Here is a 15,849-nt window from a genome sequence, read left to right on the forward strand (position 1 = left end):
TCGATGACCTCTGCGAGCGAATTGCGATCCGGCAAGGGTGACCGCGACGAGAATTTTCCCGTCGCGTCCTGGATCATTCATCCGCGTCATCGCGCCCTGATCCTGGCCTATTACAATTTCGTCCGCACCGCCGACGACATTGCTGATCACGCAACGCTGCCGCCTGAGGAGAAGTTACGCTTGCTCGACTTGTTCGAGGCGGAACTGCTCGGCAAGGGCGACACCCAGGCTGAAGCCGTCATCTTGCGGCGTGCGCTGGCCGAGCGCGGCATGGCGCCGCGCCACGCGCTCGACGTGCTCATTGCGTTCCGCATGGACGTGACCAAGCTGAGCTACGAGACCTGGGACGAGGTCATCCATTATTGCCGTTATTCGGCAATGCCGGTCGGCCGCTTCATGCTCGACGTCCATGGCGAGAGCACCTCGACCTGGGCGGCGTCGGATGCGCTGTGCGCGGCGCTCCAGATCAACAATCACCTCCAGGACTGCGGCAAGGATTTCCGCGAGCTCAACCGCGTCTATCTGCCGCGCGATGCGCTGGCCGCGAGCGGCGCTTCGGTCGAGCAGCTTGGGCTGGCGCAGTCGCCGCCGGCGATGCTGGCCTGTCTGCAGGGGCTCGCCGTGCGCAACGAAGCGCTGCTCGACGAGGGCAGGTCGCTCAGCGCAGAGATCCGGGATTTTCGCCTCGGCGTCGATGTGGCGGTGATCCAGGCCTATGCCGACCGCATCGTGCGCCTGTTGAAGGTGCGCGATCCCCTGCGCGAGCGCGTGCACCTGAACAAGTTCGAGCTCCTCACCTTCAGCCTCGCCGGAATGATCGGCGAAGTCGGCCGCCGCGCGATCGGACGCAAGGCCATTTCTAGACCGGGGACTGCACATGACGCTTGAGGCGACCTCGCCCAGCGCCAATTACGGCTCGACGGCATCGAACAGCTCCTTCTACGCTGCGATGCGCATCCTGCCGCATGACCAGCGCGAAGCGATGTTCCAGATCTACAGCTTCTGCCGCCAGGTCGACGACATTGCCGATTCCGACGGGCCGCGCGACGAGCGGCTCGCCGCGCTCCAGGAATGGCGCAACGACATCGATGCGCTCTACCAAGGCCATCCGCCGCCGCGCCTTGCCGATTACGTCGGCTCCGTGAAGACCTTCGGCCTCAAGCGGGAGGACTTCCTCGCGATCGTCGACGGCATGGAGATGGACGTGCCGCAGGACATCCGCGCCCCCGACATGGCGACGCTGGATCTCTACTGTGATCGTGTCGCCAGCGCCGTGGGACGTTTGTCGGTGCGGGTGTTCGGCCTGCCCGAGGAAGACGGCATCCTGCTCGCCTACCATCTCGGCCGCGCGCTGCAGCTCACCAACATCCTGCGCGACATCGACGAGGACGCCGGCCTCGGCCGGCTCTATCTGCCGCGCGAGGCGCTGCTGCATGCCGGCATCACCTCCGACGATCCGAACCGCGTGATCGCCGAGCGTGCGCTGCCGAAGGTCTGCCTGCCGCTGACGCAGCGCGCGAAGGCGCATTTCGAGAAGTCGGACGAGATCATGAACCGCAACAGGCGCCGCGCCGTGCGCGCGCCGCGGATCATGTCGAAATACTACCATTCCATTCTGGACCTCCTGATCGCGCGCGGCTTCAACGCGCCGCGCGAGCCGGTGCGTGTGTCGAAGGTCACACGCATCCTGATCCTGCTCCGTTACGCTTTCATCTGATGCAAAACACCGCTCACATCATCGGCGCGGGAATTTCCGGCCTCTCTGCCGCGGTGCGGCTCGCCAATGCCGGCTACAAGGTCGCCGTGCACGAGGCGACGCACCAGGCCGGCGGCCGCTGCCGTTCCTATTTCGATGGCGCCACCAATCTCACCATCGACAACGGCAATCATCTGCTGCTGTCGGGCAACAGCCATGCGCGGGCCTATGCGCGCTCGATCGGCACCGAGGCCGGCCTCGTCGGCCCTGACAGCGCACAGTTTCCCTTCGTCGATATCAAGACCGGGCAGCGCTGGCAGATCGATCTCGGCGATGGCCGGCTGCCGACCTGGGTGCTCGACGAAAGCCGCCGCGTCCCGGATACCGGGCTCACCGATTATCTCAAGCTGGCGCCGCTGATCTGGGCGTCGGAGGAGACGCTGGTCGGCAAGTCCATTCCTTGCGAGGGCGTGCTCTATCAGCGCCTGGTGCAGCCGCTGTTGCTTGCGGCGCTCAACGTCGATCCGCCCGAGGGCTCGGCCGGGCTTGCCGGCGCGATCGTGCGCGAGACGCTGCTCGCCGGCGGGCAGGCGTGTCGCCCGCTGATCGCGCGCGACGGCCTCAGCGCCGTGCTGATCGAGCCTGCGGTCAAGTTCTTGCAGGAGCGCGGCCACACCGTTCAGCTCGGCCACGAACTGCGTTCGTTCGTGACCAGCGATGGCAAGGCCAGCGCGCTGAACTTCGGCGGCGAGGATGTGATCCAGATCGGTGAGGGCGATGTCGTCGTGATGGCGGTGCCGCCGCGCGCTGCCGCGAGCCTCTTGCCCGGTCTGAAGACGCCGACCGAATTCCGCGCCATCGTGAACGCGCATTTCCGCATTGAGCCGCCGCCGGGTTCGGCGCCGATCCTGGGTGTGATCGGCGGCGTCGTGGAATGGCTGTTCGCGTTCCCGAACCGGCTGTCCGTCACCATCAGCAACGGCGACCGTCTGGTCGACATGCCGCGTGAGGAACTCGCGCAGGCAATCTGGAACGACGTCTGCAAGGCGGGCGGGGTTTCCGGCGAGCTGCCCCCTCAATTGCCCCCTTGGCAGATCGTGCGCGAGCGCCGTGCCACATTTGCGGCAACGCCCGCCCAGAACGCCCTGCGTCCGGGGCCGGTCACTGCGCTGAAAAACCTGTTCCTTGCCGGCGATTGGACTGCTACGGGATTGCCTGCAACGATCGAGGGATCGGTCCGATCAGGTGATCGCGCCGCCGATCTGGTTTTGGCCGCAAAGCGGCCCTGACGGGCAAAGTCCCGGTCAAATTCAATCGACTATCGGAGCAATCGAGCGACATGGATTCCGTGAACGCGACCCGCGAAGCTTTGGAATCGAAGGTACTGGAATCGAGCATTGCGTCGGCGACGCAAGGCGTCATCGGCTTCCAGCAATCCGACGGCCATTGGGTGTTCGAGCTCGAGGCCGACTGCACGATTCCGGCCGAATACGTCCTGCTGCGTCATTATCTCGCTGAGCCGGTCGACACCGTGCTCGAGGCCAAGATCGCCAACTATCTGCGCCGCGTTCAGGGCGCCCATGGCGGCTGGCCGCTGGTGCATGACGGCGAGTTCGACATGAGCGCCAGCGTGAAGGCCTATTTCGCGCTGAAGATGATCGGCGATTCCGTCGACGCGCCGCACATGGTGCGCGCGCGCGAGGCGATCCATGCCCGCGGCGGCGCCATCAACAGCAACGTCTTCACGCGCTTCCTGCTTGCGATGTACGGCGTGGTGACCTGGCGCGCGGTGCCGGTGCTGCCGATCGAGATCGTGCTGCTGCCGTTCTGGTCGCCGTTCCACCTCAACAAGATCTCCTATTGGGCACGCACCACCATGGTGCCGCTGATGGTTCTCGCCGCGCTGAAGCCGCGCGCGAAGAATCCGAAGGGCGTCGGCATCGACGAGCTGTTTCTCCAGGACCCGCGCTCGATCGGCATGACCGCGAAGGCACCGCACCAGAGCATGGCCTGGTTCGTGCTGTTTCGGGCCCTCGACGGCATCTTGCGCGTGATCGAGCCGATGTTCCCGAAGAGCCTGCGCAAGCGCGCGATCGACGCGGCGCTCGCCTTCACCGAGGAGCGGCTCAACGGCGAGGACGGCATGGGCGCGATCTATCCGCCCATGGCCAACATCGTCATGATGTATGACGCGCTCGGCAAGGACGAGAATTTCCCGCCGCGCGCGATCACGCGCCGGGGCATCGACAAGCTGCTCGTGATCAAGGACGACGAGGCTTATTGCCAGCCCTGCGTCTCGCCGGTGTGGGACACGACGCTGACCGCTCACGCGCTGCTCGAAGCGGGCGGCGACAAGGCGGTGCCTGCGGCCAAGCAGGGCCTCGACTGGCTGATCCCGAAGCAGGAGCTCGAGGTGAAGGGCGACTGGGCGGTGAAGCGGCCCGCCGTGCGCCCGGGCGGCTGGGCGTTCCAGTACAACAACGCCCATTATCCCGATCTCGACGACACCGCCGTGGTGGTGATGTCGATGGACCGCATGCGCCGCGAGCACGGTGCGATCGGCTATGATGCCGCGATCGCCCGCGGCCGGGAGTGGATCGAGGGTATGCAGAGCGACGACGGCGGCTGGGCTGCCTTCGACGTCAACAATCTCGAATACTACCTCAACAACATCCCGTTCTCGGACCATGGCGCGCTGCTCGATCCGCCGACCGAGGACGTCACCGCGCGCTGCATCTCGATGCTGGCCCAGCTCGGCGAGACCGAGACAACCAGCAAGCATGTGGCTGACGGCGTGGCCTACCTCAGGAAGACCCAGCACCCGGAAGGGTCCTGGTACGGCCGCTGGGGCATGAACTTCATCTATGGAACCTGGTCCGTCCTCTGCGCCCTGAACATGGCCGGCGTGGACCACAAGGACCCGATGATCCGCAAAGCCGCCGCCTGGCTGGCCTCGATCCAGAACGAGGACGGCGGCTGGGGCGAGGACGCCGTCAGCTACCGGCTCGACTACAAGGGCTGGGAGGCCGCCCCCTCGACCGCCTCGCAAACGGCATGGGCCTTGCTTGCCCTGATGGCTGCTGGCGAGGTTGATCACCCGGCCGTCGCCCGCGGGGTGGAGTACCTGATTGCAACACAGAACAAAAAAGGACTGTGGGACGAGCAGCGGTACACCGCCACAGGCTTTCCCCGTGTATTCTATCTACGGTATCATGGTTACCCAAAGTTCTTCCCGCTGTGGGCGTTGGCGCGGTATCGGAACTTGCGGAACACCAACAGCAGGGTGGTAGGGGTCGGAATGTGACTTTGGGGACGGGGGACTATCTTACCGTGGGTAATGCCATCGACCCGCGGCCGATACTGATCGTGACCGGATTGGTTCAGGAGGCCCGTATCGCGGCCGGGCCCGGAATGGCGGTCATTTGTTCGTCGAGCAGCCCGACCCAGTTGCGGGCGCTGCTGACGGTGGTGGACCCTGATACGATTCGCGGCGTGATCTCGTTCGGCGTGGCCGGCGGGCTCGACCCGACGCTGCGCTCCGGCGACGTCGTGCTGGCGACCGAGGTGCTGTCCGGCGATACCCGCTGGGCCGCCGGCCTGTCGCTCGGCGACGACCTGATCGACCGCCTGACGTCGGGCCGCCGCCGCGTGGTGCGCGGCAGCCTCGCGGGTGCCGAGGAAGTGGTCACCGGGCGCTCTTGCAAGGCGGCGCTGCATTCGGAGACCGGAGCTTCCGCCGTCGACATGGAAAGCCACATCGCGGCCGCCTACGCCACTGAAGCCGGGCTTCCTTTCGCCGCGGTCCGCGTCATCAGCGACCCCGCCCATCGCGCGCTGCCGGCGCTCGCCCGCGCCGCCATCAAGCCGAATGGCCAGATCGACCTCGCCGCCGTGCTGCGCGGCATCGTGCGCAATCCCGCGACGCTGCATGCGCTGGTCTCGACCGGCATCGACTTCAACCGCGCGCTGCGCAGCTTGCGCGGCTGCCGCGACTATCTGATCGGCACCGAGCTGGTCGAGAGGGAGGCCGTGGTCGCCGAGGCGGCCTGACCGGCTTTCCTAGATTTGACAAAACAAAAGGCCCGGTCGCGCGACCGGGCCTTTTCGTTTTGGTCTCCGTAGCCCGGAGTGCAGCGCACTGCGGGGGCCTTGCGACACAGAAAGACCGTCCCGGATTTCTCGGCGCTCCATCCGGGCTACAGGGCGTAGACAGAAGCGCTGGACGAAAGTTAGGTGGCGATGGATATTGATCAAATAGTTAGCTTTCAGGTCGTGGTAGCCACGATCATGAACCGCTCTCCCCGCGCGTGGGTGTATCTTCCGAGTGGCAGGAAATGGAGTTTAGCTTCCGAATCCGCGACGTTGGAAAGCGACGAGGTGCCACCAGAATTGGAAGATGAGCCTGATGCCTGGATTCCTCAATTCGCAAAACGACATGATCTAGTGCAGGTGATGCCCGTAACAACCCTGCAAGAAATTGTATCCAATGCGCGCCAGCAAAAGCCCAACGCTACCCTGGACGAACTATTCGCAGCTTTCATTTTTTACTACAAAAATGATGCTTTTATAGAGCTGTAATACCGCAGAGGTCTCAGCGGTTCGTAGGCCTTTTTGGTGCGCGCCGACTCGCGCTTAGGCGACAATCGAAGCCTTCTGCTGAGCGACGAGCGCTTCATCGCAGCGGATCTCCGAAGATACTTCTGGACCTGCTCTCACGAGCGATGCTGCAGCTGATTGGACGATTGTCGTGAATGAGGCCCGCAGTCCTGACTACGAACATTTTTCCTGTTGCCTGACGCAATTCATCGAAGGCGTGATCGAACGATCGATCCGCTGCCGGGTATTTCCGCTCTCCATTTTTCAAGCTCCTCCCGCATTTCGCAGCTTGTGATCCCGCCTGCGAACAAAAGAAAAAGGCCCGGTCGCGGTGGCGACCGGGCCTTTTCTGTTGTGGCGATTCGTGCGCTTACGCGGCAGTCGAAGCCTTCCGTGCGGCCTTCGCCTGCGCGGCCTCGGCTTCGTCCTTGCGAATCTCCGACAGGCGCTTCTGCACTTCCGCCGAGAAGATGTACTGCGCCGGCCGCTGCTTGCTCATGTCGATCTCCGGCGCCATCGGGCCCGTGGTCCTGATGCCGCGCAGCGACACCCACATCGCCTTAATCGGATTGTTCAACGCTGCGGTCGCCGCCGTCGGCTCGTAGCCGCAATGGGCCATACAGTCGGCGCACTTCTCGTACTTGCCGGTGCCGTAGGTTTCCCAGTCGGTGGTGTCCATCAGCTCCTTGAAGGTTTTTGCGTAGCCTTCACCGAGCAGGTAGCAGGGCTTCTGCCAGCCGAAGATGTTGCGCGCGGGCATGCCCCACGGCGTGCACTCGTATTCCTGGTTGCCGGCGAGGAAGTCGAGGAACAGGCCGGAATGCATGAAGTTCCACTTCTTGCCCTTGCCCATCGCGAAGACGTCGCGGAACAGCTTCTTGGTCTTGGTGCGGTTGAGGAAGTGCTCCTGGTCCGGCGCGCGCTCATAGGCGTAGCCCGGCGACATCGAGACGCCGACACCGAGCTCGACGGTGAGGTCGAGGAACTTCGCGATCTCCTCGGCCGGGTGGCCGTCGAAGATGGTGGCGTTGACATTGACGGTGAAGCCGCGCGCCTTGGCCGCCTTGATCGCGGAGACGGCGCGGTCGAACACGCCCTTCTGCGACACCGCCTTGTCGTGATGGTCCTTCAGGCCGTCGAGATGCACCGAGAAGAACAAATAGGGCGAGGGCTCGAACAGGTCGAGCTTCTTCTCGAGCAGCAGCGCGTTGGTGCAGAGCGAGACGAACTTCTTGCGCGCGACGAGGCCGCGCACGATCTCGCCGATCTCCTTGTGGATCAGCGGCTCGCCGCCGGGAATCGCGACCATCGGCGCGCCGCACTCGTCGGCCGCGTCCCAGCACTCCTGTGCGGTCATGCGGCGGTTGAGGATCGCATCCGGGTAGTCGATCTTGCCGCAGCCGACGCAGGCGAGGTTGCAACGAAACAGCGGCTCCAGCATCAGCACGAGCGGATAGCGTTTGCGGCCCAGCAGTTTCTGCTTGAGCAAATAGCCGCCGATACGCATTTCCTTGAAGAAGGGGATAGCCATTACAAAGTTTCTTTCTGGGCTTGGAATTCGGGTGGGTCAGCTCGCGGCCAATTGGGCCGGAAGCCGGAATTCGATGTTTTCCTCGCGGCCCGGCAGCACCGAGACCTTGACTGGTCCGATCCGCCGCATCGCTTCGATCACGTCATCCACGAGTACCTCGGGCGCCGAGGCGCCGGCCGTGACGCCGACGGTCCTGGCATCTTTCAACCACGCCGGATCGAGCTCGCTGCCGTCGGCAATCAAATAACTCGCGACGCCGGCCTCAGTGCCGATTTCGCGGAGCCGGTTCGAGTTCGAGCTATTGGCAGCGCCTACCACCAAGATCACGTCGACCAGCTTGCTCAAGTCCCTTACCGCAGATTGGCGGTTCTGTGTCGCATAGCAGATATCCCGGATATCCGGACCTTGAATATCTGTAAAGCGGGCCTGGAGGGCTGCAATGATGTCCTTGGTGTCGTCGACCGACAGGGTGGTCTGGGTGATGTAGGCCACTGGCGTATCCCCCGGCAGCGTCAGGGCGTTAACCTCTTGAACACTCTGGACAAGCAGGACGGGGGCGGGAACCTGGCCCATCGTGCCCTCGACCTCGGGATGGCCGGCATGGCCGATCAGGATCAGGGTGCGGCCCTTGGTGATGTAGCGCTTCCCCTGATTGTGAACTTTCGTGACCAGCGGGCAGGTGGCATTGAGCACCGGAAGGTCGCGCGCAGCGGCCTCTTCCTCGACGCTGCGGGCGACGCCATGGGCGCTGAACACCGTCACCGCCTTCGGCGGAACTTCGGACAATTCCTCGACGAAAATTGCCCCTTTGGCCTTCAGGCTCTCGACCACGTATTTGTTGTGCACGATCTCGTGGCGCACATAAACGGGCGGGCCGTACTTCTCCAGCGCCCGTTCCACGATCTCGATCGCACGCACCACGCCCGCGCAAAAGCCGCGCGGCTGCGCAAGATAAACTTCCATAGGACGCCCATCACGCAAGTTGCACCAATCCGTTTCGTTAGTCCCCGGCGGCACCTCGATACTGCCAATGAGTTGCAATAACCGCACCATTGGTTTCGCGCACGCGGTAACCACCCACCCCAACAGGGCCACGGCGCATGGAGGCACAGCACTTTGTGTCAAAAAATCGGCAAAAAGGAAAGGACGGATGAAACTTCGGCCCTGTGCCGGCTCAATTTCACGGTATCATGATGCAGTCAGAGCCGTGAGCAAAATGGCGACATTTCTGCTCATCTCTTCGTCACTTTCCCGCCTCAACTCCCCGGCTATACCGGCCGGCCCACATGATTTTGCCATGGCCTCCCGCCGTTTACCTCGAACCTTGTTCCGGCGAGTGCCACTCAAACAGCAATAGGTTTCGCCTGGGAACTCCGATAAACAGCGGGCGTTTCCGGCAAGCTGTTAACCGCAGAAAGAAAAGAAGTGCTGCAAAGCGTAGTCGTTGCCATCGTCAGGGCCTGCACCCGGTTTGCCCCCGTCGTCGTCGTTCTCGGGCTCCTGCTGGCGGTGGGCGCGGGCTATTACGCGTCCCAGCACTTCGCCATCAACACCGACATCAATTCGCTGATTGCCCAGAATCTGGACTGGCGCCAGCGCGACCAGCAGTTCGACCGCGCCTTCGACCGCGACGCGACCATCACGGCGGTCGTCGAGGCGAAGACGCCGGAGATGGCGACAGCTGCGGCCGACGCGCTCTTTGCCAAGCTGAAGGACGACAAGACCAACTTCCAGTCGATGCAGCAGCTCGGCACCGGCGAGTTCTTCGAGAAGAACGGCCTGTTGTTCCTGCCGACCGAGGAAGTCGGCAAGGTCACCGGCCAGTTCGAATCCGCAGCGCCCCTGATCGAGATCATGGCTGGCGATCCCTCGATCCGCGGCCTCACCGGCGCGCTCGAGACGGGGCTTGCCGGCGTCAAGCGCGGTCAGGTCAAGCTCGACAACACGGCACGGCCCTTCAACCAGATCGCCCAGACCGTCGAGACCGTGCTCAACAAGGGCAATGCGAGCTTCTCGTGGCGCGAGCTCGTCAGTGACGAGCCGCTGTCCGACTCGGACAAGCGCGCCTTCATCGAGTTCAAGCCGATCCTCGATTACAACGCGCTGGAGCCCGGTAAGGGCGCCACCGACGCGATCCGGAAAGCGGCGGTCGATCTCGATTTCGCGACCAAATACCAGGCGCGGGTGCGGCTGACCGGTCCGGTGCCGATCGCCAACGAGGAATACGCCACCGTCCAGGAAGGCGCCGTCGTCAACGGCGTCGGCACCGTCCTCGTCGTGCTGCTCATCCTGTGGCTGGCGCTGCATTCGGCGAAGATCATCTTCGCGGTGTTCATCAATCTCTTCGTCGGCCTTGCGCTCACGACGGCCGCCGGCCTGATGATGGTCGGCTCGTTCAATCTGCTGTCGATCGCGTTCGCGGTGCTGTTCGTCGGCCTCGGCGTCGATTTCGGCATCCAGTACAGCGTCCGCTACCGCTCGGAGCGTTACAAGCACAACGATCTCTCGGGCGCGCTGGTACTGGCCGCCAAGCGCTCGGCGGTGCCGCTCTCCCTCGCGGCGATGGCGACCGCGGCCGGCTTCCTCTGCTTCATGCCGACCGACTACAAGGGCATCGCGGAGCTCGGCCAGATCGCCGGTGTTGGCATGCTGGTGGCGTTCCTTTCCTCGATCACCGTCCTGCCGGCGCTGCTCAAGCTCCTGAACCCGCCCGGCGAGAAAGAGCCGGTCGGCTACGCCTTCCTGGCCCCGCTCGATCACTTCCTGGAGAAGCACCGCGTGCTGGTCGTCGGCGGCACGCTGCTGCTGGCGCTCGCCGGCCTGCCGCTGCTCTACTTCATGAAATTCGACTTCAACCCGATGAACCTGCGCAACCCGCATGCCGAGTCGATCGCGACCTTCCTCGACCTGCGCAAGGATCCGAACACCGGCGCCAATGCCATCAACGTGATGACGACGTCGGAGGAACAGGCGAGGGCGGTCGAGGCCAAGCTCGAGAAGGTGCCCGAGGTGCTGCGGGTGATGTCGCTCAACAGCTTCGTGCCGGAAGATCAGCCGCCGAAGCTGAAGTTGCTGGCGCAGGGCGCCAAGGTGCTGAATCCCGCACTCAACCCTGATCAGATCGACGCGGCGCCGACGGACAAGGAGAATGTCGATTCGCTGAAATCCTCGGTCGACAACCTGCGGCGGACCGCGGGCGATGCGAAGGGGCAGGGCGCGATCGCCTCGCGCCGCCTCGCAGACGCGCTCGAGAAGCTCGCCAATGGCGACGAGGCCACGCGAAACAAGGCGCAGGACCTGTTCGTCACGCCGCTGAAGATCGTGTTCGACCAGCTCAGGAACGCGATGCAGGCCGAGACGGTCACCCTGAAATCACTGCCGCCCGATCTCGTCAGCGCCTGGAAGAGCAAGGACGGCATCATCCGCGTCGAGGCGCTGCCCAAGGGCGATCCCAACGACAACGACACGCTGCGCAAATTTGCGGCGGCGGTGCTTAATGCTGAGCCGACCGCGATCGGCGGGCCGGTCTCGATCCTGAAATCCGGCGACACCGTGGTGAAGGCGTTCATCCACGCCGGCATCTATGCGCTGCTGGTGATCGGCCTTCTGCTGTGGATCACGCTGCGGCGGTTCGTCGACGTGCTGATGACGCTGGTGCCGCTGCTGGTGGCCGGTGCGGTGACGCTCGAGATCTGCGTGTTGATCGGCCTGCCGCTCAATTTCGCCAACATCGTCGCGTTCCCGCTGCTGCTCGGCGTCGGCGTCGCCTTCAAGATTTATTACGTCGTGGCATGGCGCTCGGGCAGGACGAACCTGCTCCAGACCAGCCTGACGCGTGCGATCTTTTTCAGCGCGCTGACGACGGCAACCGCGTTCGGCAGCCTGTGGCTGTCGAGCCATCCCGGAACGTCCAGCATGGGCAAGCTGCTCGCACTCTCGCTGGTGACGACGCTTGCCGCAGTGCTGCTGTTCCAGCCGGCCCTAATGGGCAAACCCCGCAATCTCAGGGAGTAGGCAGATGTCGCCAACAGGGTCGGCGGCACTCTTCTGACCAGGCTTGGCTGCGCCGGCGGCCTTCGGGGCTGCGGGCGCAGGCGCAGTGGCGCCGGTCGTGGCCTGCGGGGCCGTCCCCTGGGGTTTTGGCGCCGCGCCGGTGGACCTTGGCGCGCTCTTGGCCATGGCATTGGCGGTGCTCAAGGGAATCGGCGGGCCAACGCGGGTCCAGGTCTCGCCACCGCAGAGGAAGCCCATCACGCAGCCCTTGATCTCGAGCTGGTCGGTGCCGACAGGCGTGATGGTTGCGCTGTAGAGCTGGCCGTCCTTGGCGTTGTAGACCTGACCTTCCCACTGCTCGGCGCCGGGTTTCTTCTTCATGTCGATCAGGGTCGCCATGCCCAGCGTGGGCCTGCTCTTTTTCGACGCGTCCGGATTGTATTCATCGCGGCCGCCGGGCTGTTTTTCCCAGGAAACAGCGCCCCACATGCTGCCATTGCATTGAGCGACGCGGATATTGGCGACGCCGTCGGCGACCCGCCAGTCGCCGGTGGGATCGGCGGCGAGCGCGGGAGAAAGGCCGGCGTAACCGCCAGCCAGTATTATTCCGGTGTAAAGGGCCAAACGCATGATGGTTCCTTGGCAGTGCAACATGGTTTAAAGCTGTGCTTGCGAAGATGGTCCGAAAAAGGGCAAAAGGCCGCACAGACCGTTTTCAGTAACGGTCCGTTTTCAGTTGACGAGACGGCCCTCAACCGAAGTATGTAGCGGATGAACAGCCTAAATCCAGACATGTCTCAGCTTTTCGCGGACCGTCAGGCCCAGCGCAGCACCCTGCATAATCGGTATCTGAACGAGCAGTTCGTTCGGGTCCTCAAGACCATCGGCTACGATGTCGGCTTCCAGAAGGGGCAGGGGCAGTACCTCTACGATCGCGACGGCGCGCGCTATCTCGACCTGTTGTCCGGCTTTGGCGTGTTCGCGATCGGGCGCAATCATCCGGTCATGCGCGATGCGCTCAAGAGCGTGCTCGATGCCGACCTGCCCAATCTCGTCCAGTTCGACGTCTCGGTGCTCGCCGGCGTGCTCGCCGAGCGGCTGCTGAAATACGTTCCCTATCTCGACAAGGTGTTCTTCGCCAATTCCGGCGCCGAATGCGTCGAGGCCGCGATCAAATTCGCGCGCGGCGCCACGGGGCGCCCCGGTATCGTCTATTGCGCCCACGGCTATCACGGCCTGACCTATGGCGCGCTGTCGCTGACGGGCGATTCGAATTTCCGCACCGGTTTCGAGCCGCTGCTGCCCGGCTGCACCCCGGTCCCGTTCAACGATCTTGCCGCGCTCGAAAAGGCGCTGGCCTCCCGCGAGGTCGCGGCCTTCGTCGTCGAGCCGATCCAGGGCAAGGGCGTCAACATGCCCACCGACGAGTTCCTGCCCGGCGCCGCTGCGCTCTGCAAGAAATACGGGACGCTCTTCGTCGCCGACGAGATCCAGACCGGCATGGGCCGCACCGGCCGCTTCCTCGCGGTCGAGCACTGGAACGTCGAGCCCGACATGGTGCTGCTGTCGAAATCGCTGTCCGGCGGCCACGTGCCGGTCGGCGCGGTGCTGACGCGCAAGGCCATCTTCGACAAGATCTTCAACCAGATGGACCGTGCGGTGGTGCACGGCTCCACCTTCTCCAAGAACGACCTCGCCATGGCTGCGGGCATCGCCACGCTCGACGTCATGGAGTCCGAGAAGTTGATCGAGTCCGCCGCCAAGCGTGGCGCCGAGCTGCGCCTCGCGCTGACGCGCATGGTGCCCGGCTACGAGCTGATGAAAGAAGTGCGCGGCAAGGGCCTGATGATCGGCGTCGAGTTCGGTCCGCCGAAATCGCTGCGCCTGCGCGCGTCCTGGAACGTGCTGGAGACCGCCAACAAGGGCCTGTTCTGCCAGCTCATCACCGTGCCACTGTTCAAGGATCACAAGATCCTGACCCAGGTCGCCGGGCACGGCAGCCACACCATCAAGCTGCTGCCGCCGCTCACGATCACCGAAGAAGACTGTACCTGGATCGAAAAGGCGTTCGACGACGTCATCGCCGGCAGCCACAAGGTGCCCGGCGCGATCTGGTCGCTCGGCAAGACGCTGGTGGACAACGCGGTGCGGCGGTCGGCGTAAAGCAGCCGCCGCGGCCTGATGTCGCGACGTGCGATCTGCTGAAGCAGTCCACCTTCTGTAACTCGAAATCGGCACTTACTTTCCCGGTGTTGAACTGGCCGGGAGAGGAGTGGACGATGCCTGTGACTGGCGGCTGTCATTGCGGTGCGATCCGCTATGAAGTGAACGGCGAGACGATGGTGCACGCACTCTGCCATTGCGCGGATTGCCGTCGCCATTCCGGAGCACCGATGGTCGGCTGGGCGATGTATCCGCTCGACGCGGTCAAAGTGGTGTGCGGTCAGCCGAAGATCTATCGCTCCTCCGAGCATGGACGACGGCACTTTTGTGCCGCTTGCGGCACCGGGCTGTTCTACATCAACGAAAACCTGATGCCGGGCGTCATCGACGTCCAGAGCGGCACCTGTGACGACCCGATGCCGTTCCGGCGATCATGCACATCCAGGTCGCCGAGCGGATCGGGTGGATGGAGCGGGCGCATGAACTGCCCGTGTTCGAACGGTTTCCTCCGCTCGAGTAGCGGCGCGGAGGAGCCGGGCTGCTACCCCTCCACATTTGTCTTCATCGCCGCCTCGAACTTGTCGACGAACTCGGCGAGCTCGTCGGCGCCGATATCGCTCACGGCCCAGAAGTTCAGGCCGCGCTCGCCCCAGCGGCGACAGTTGAAGCCCTGCATGGTCTGGGTCTTCGGCGGCCGGTGCTCGGTACTCGACGTCTGCGACACGAACAGATTGACCACGTGCTGCCGGCGCTTGTAGACGACCGCGCCGATAGCGCGTGCGTCGATATAGTCGAGCCGGCCGCCGACCAGCGTAAAGCCCTGCGCTGTGAGATCGATCACGGGCGGGGCGACATCGAGCTTGCCGTTGAACCACGGCTTCACCGTGTGCTGGTCGGTCGAGACCACGTCGGTGAGGTGGCCGGCCTGGAGCGAGCGCAGATGCGCGGAGACGACCTCCGAGAGGATGCGCTGCTGATCGTCCTGGCGCAGCACCACTGCGACGACGCCGGAGGCGGCGAGCGCGGAGACCGCCGAGCCCATGGCAAAGCCGCGCAGCACGGCGCGACGGGTCGGTCGCTGTCGCTGCGGCTCGGGCAGCGACGCCTCGATCCGGCTACGCAGGCTCGCCGGCGCGGTGTAGCGCAAATTGGTATCAGTGAGCACGCGCTGCATCTCGCGTTGTGCGGCAAGCTCCGCGGCGCAGGCCGGGCAGCTTGCGATATGGGCTTCGACCTCGCGCGCGTGTCCGGCATCGAGCTCGCCATCGAGCAGCGCGTGAAGCAGGATCCTTGCTTCGTCGCAATTCATCTTGCTTGCTCCTCTTCCGCCGTCCAGGCCGCGCGCAGCATGGCGCGGGCGCGGGCGAGGCGGGACATCACGGTGCCGACGGGGGCGCCGACGGCCTCGGCGATTTCACGATAGGACAGGTTGTTGATCTCGCGCAGCACGAAGGTTTCCCTGAACGGCTCGGCGAGCGCGTCGATCAGTTTGCGGATCGCGCCCGCGTCGCGGCTGCGGAGCATCTCGGCCTCTGGGCTCGCCTCGGTCTCCTGCCAGATCGGCGTCTGCTCGGTGGCGCCGGGCGTATCCTCGATGGCGCTCGGCCTGTGCGCGCGCCTTGCATATTCGGCGTTGCAGACGTTACGCAGGATCGCGAACAGCCAGGGCTTCATCGCCGGCCCGCGATAGCTGTCGAAATGCTTCAGGGCGCGCAGATAGCACTCCTGCACTGCATCCTCGGCGTCAGAGGCATCGCGCAGCAGATAGCGCGCGAGCGTGTAGACGTCGTCGAGATAGGGCAGCGCCGCTTCGCGGAATCGCTGCGCTTTCTGCAAATCGCCGTTGGCGGGCATCGCTCCTCGCTTTGCC

13 protein-coding genes and 1 pseudogene are annotated in these 15,849 nt (G+C 64.3%); 9 read left to right on the top strand and 5 right to left on the bottom strand.

All coding sequences use genetic code 11. The features are described 5' to 3' along the window. Positions 1-3: 3 nt before the first annotated feature. The 6 genes from hpnC (at position 4) to I3J27_RS11400 (ending at position 6,274) form a co-directional block, all read left to right on the top strand. Positions 4-888, top strand: coding sequence for a squalene synthase HpnC (gene hpnC, locus I3J27_RS11375; protein WP_270168882.1), 885 nt, complete (start codon positions 4-6; stop codon positions 886-888). Next, positions 878-1,717 carry a presqualene diphosphate synthase HpnD gene (gene hpnD / locus I3J27_RS11380; RefSeq protein ID WP_270168884.1) on the top strand — a complete coding sequence of 280 codons (840 nt, stop codon included), beginning with the start codon at positions 878-880 and terminating at the stop codon, positions 1,715-1,717. The genes hpnC and hpnD overlap by 11 nt, the downstream gene beginning before the upstream one ends. Beyond that, complete coding sequence (hpnE, locus tag I3J27_RS11385) at positions 1,717-2,985, top strand: hydroxysqualene dehydroxylase HpnE (RefSeq protein WP_270168886.1); 1,269 nt, start codon at positions 1,717-1,719, stop codon at positions 2,983-2,985. The genes hpnD and hpnE overlap by 1 nt, the downstream gene beginning before the upstream one ends. Positions 2,986-3,035: 50 nt before the next feature. After that, positions 3,036-5,000, top strand: a complete 1,965-nt coding sequence (gene shc, locus I3J27_RS11390) for a squalene--hopene cyclase (RefSeq protein ID WP_270168888.1) — start codon at positions 3,036-3,038, stop codon at positions 4,998-5,000. Then, the gene (locus I3J27_RS11395; RefSeq protein ID WP_270168890.1) at positions 4,997-5,746 is read left to right on the top strand and encodes a phosphorylase; all 750 of its coding nucleotides are present in this window, start codon (positions 4,997-4,999) and stop codon (positions 5,744-5,746) included. Before shc ends, I3J27_RS11395 begins: the two co-directional genes overlap by 4 nt. A 189-nt stretch (positions 5,747-5,935) precedes the next feature. Beyond that, positions 5,936-6,274 carry a DUF7716 domain-containing protein gene (locus I3J27_RS11400; RefSeq protein WP_441467226.1) on the top strand — a complete coding sequence of 113 codons (339 nt, stop codon included), beginning with the start codon at positions 5,936-5,938 and terminating at the stop codon, positions 6,272-6,274. Between the two features lie 388 nt (positions 6,275-6,662). Here I3J27_RS11400 and hpnH read toward each other — a convergent pair whose 3' ends face one another. Both hpnH and ispH read right to left on the bottom strand, forming a co-directional pair. Further along, positions 6,663-7,823, bottom strand: coding sequence for an adenosyl-hopene transferase HpnH (hpnH, locus tag I3J27_RS11405; RefSeq protein ID WP_270168894.1), 1,161 nt, complete (start codon positions 7,821-7,823; stop codon positions 6,663-6,665). Positions 7,824-7,859: 36 nt separating this feature from the next. Continuing rightward, entirely contained in the window at positions 7,860-8,786 is a 927-nt protein-coding gene (ispH, locus tag I3J27_RS11410) for a 4-hydroxy-3-methylbut-2-enyl diphosphate reductase (RefSeq protein ID WP_270172696.1), read from the bottom strand. Positions 8,787-9,248: 462 nt separating this feature from the next. Between ispH and hpnN the strand changes: the two genes are divergently transcribed. After that, positions 9,249-11,837 carry a hopanoid transporter HpnN gene (hpnN, locus tag I3J27_RS11415; RefSeq protein ID WP_270168896.1) on the top strand — a complete coding sequence of 863 codons (2,589 nt, stop codon included), beginning with the start codon at positions 9,249-9,251 and terminating at the stop codon, positions 11,835-11,837. On the opposite strand, the gene I3J27_RS11420 is transcribed toward hpnN, so the two are convergent. Further along, positions 11,805-12,446, bottom strand: coding sequence for a DUF2147 domain-containing protein (locus I3J27_RS11420; protein ID WP_270168898.1), 642 nt, complete (start codon positions 12,444-12,446; stop codon positions 11,805-11,807). The genes hpnN and I3J27_RS11420 overlap by 33 nt on opposite strands. Positions 12,447-12,587: 141 nt before the next feature. Between I3J27_RS11420 and hpnO the strand changes: the two genes are divergently transcribed. Then, positions 12,588-13,979: an aminobacteriohopanetriol synthase HpnO gene (gene hpnO, locus I3J27_RS11425; protein WP_270168900.1), complete on the top strand. Its 1,392-nt coding sequence runs from the start codon at positions 12,588-12,590 to the stop codon at positions 13,977-13,979. A 176-nt stretch (positions 13,980-14,155) separates the two neighbouring features. Continuing rightward, positions 14,156-14,344: pseudogene (locus I3J27_RS39310) on the top strand (GFA family protein); the annotation flags it as partial. A gap of 176 nt (positions 14,345-14,520) precedes the next feature. Here the strand turns inward: I3J27_RS39310 and I3J27_RS11435 are convergent. Further along, positions 14,521-15,288 (bottom strand): anti-sigma factor family protein, encoded by a 768-nt coding sequence (locus I3J27_RS11435; RefSeq protein ID WP_270168902.1) that lies wholly within the window; start codon positions 15,286-15,288, stop codon positions 14,521-14,523. Next, entirely contained in the window at positions 15,285-15,833 is a 549-nt protein-coding gene (locus tag I3J27_RS11440; protein WP_270168904.1) for a sigma-70 family RNA polymerase sigma factor, read from the bottom strand. Before I3J27_RS11440 ends, I3J27_RS11435 begins: the two co-directional genes overlap by 4 nt. Between the last annotated feature and the right edge of the window lie 16 nt (positions 15,834-15,849).

This window comes from Bradyrhizobium xenonodulans (assembly GCF_027594865.1).
Taxonomy (GTDB): Bacteria; Pseudomonadota; Alphaproteobacteria; order Rhizobiales; family Xanthobacteraceae; genus Bradyrhizobium; species Bradyrhizobium xenonodulans.

What these genes read in the sequence shown, in the direction of transcription:
- hpnC (WP_270168882.1), top strand. Translation starts at nt 4, where the DNA reads ATGACCTCTGCGAGCGAATTGCGATCCGGCAAGGGTGACCGCGACGAG.
- hpnD (WP_270168884.1), top strand. Translation starts at nt 878, where the DNA reads ATGACGCTTGAGGCGACCTCGCCCAGCGCCAATTACGGCTCGACGGCA.
- hpnE (WP_270168886.1), top strand. Translation starts at nt 1,717, where the DNA reads ATGCAAAACACCGCTCACATCATCGGCGCGGGAATTTCCGGCCTCTCT.
- shc (WP_270168888.1), top strand. Translation starts at nt 3,036, where the DNA reads ATGGATTCCGTGAACGCGACCCGCGAAGCTTTGGAATCGAAGGTACTG.
- I3J27_RS11400 (WP_441467226.1), top strand. Translation starts at nt 5,936, where the DNA reads ATGGATATTGATCAAATAGTTAGCTTTCAGGTCGTGGTAGCCACGATC.
- hpnH (WP_270168894.1), bottom strand. Translation starts at nt 7,823, where the DNA reads ATGGCTATCCCCTTCTTCAAGGAAATGCGTATCGGCGGCTATTTGCTC.
- ispH (WP_270172696.1), bottom strand. Translation starts at nt 8,786, where the DNA reads ATGGAAGTTTATCTTGCGCAGCCGCGCGGCTTTTGCGCGGGCGTGGTG.
- I3J27_RS11420 (WP_270168898.1), bottom strand. Translation starts at nt 12,446, where the DNA reads ATGCGTTTGGCCCTTTACACCGGAATAATACTGGCTGGCGGTTACGCC.
- hpnO (WP_270168900.1), top strand. Translation starts at nt 12,588, where the DNA reads ATGAACAGCCTAAATCCAGACATGTCTCAGCTTTTCGCGGACCGTCAG.
- I3J27_RS11435 (WP_270168902.1), bottom strand. Translation starts at nt 15,288, where the DNA reads ATGAATTGCGACGAAGCAAGGATCCTGCTTCACGCGCTGCTCGATGGC.
- I3J27_RS11440 (WP_270168904.1), bottom strand. Translation starts at nt 15,833, where the DNA reads ATGCCCGCCAACGGCGATTTGCAGAAAGCGCAGCGATTCCGCGAAGCG.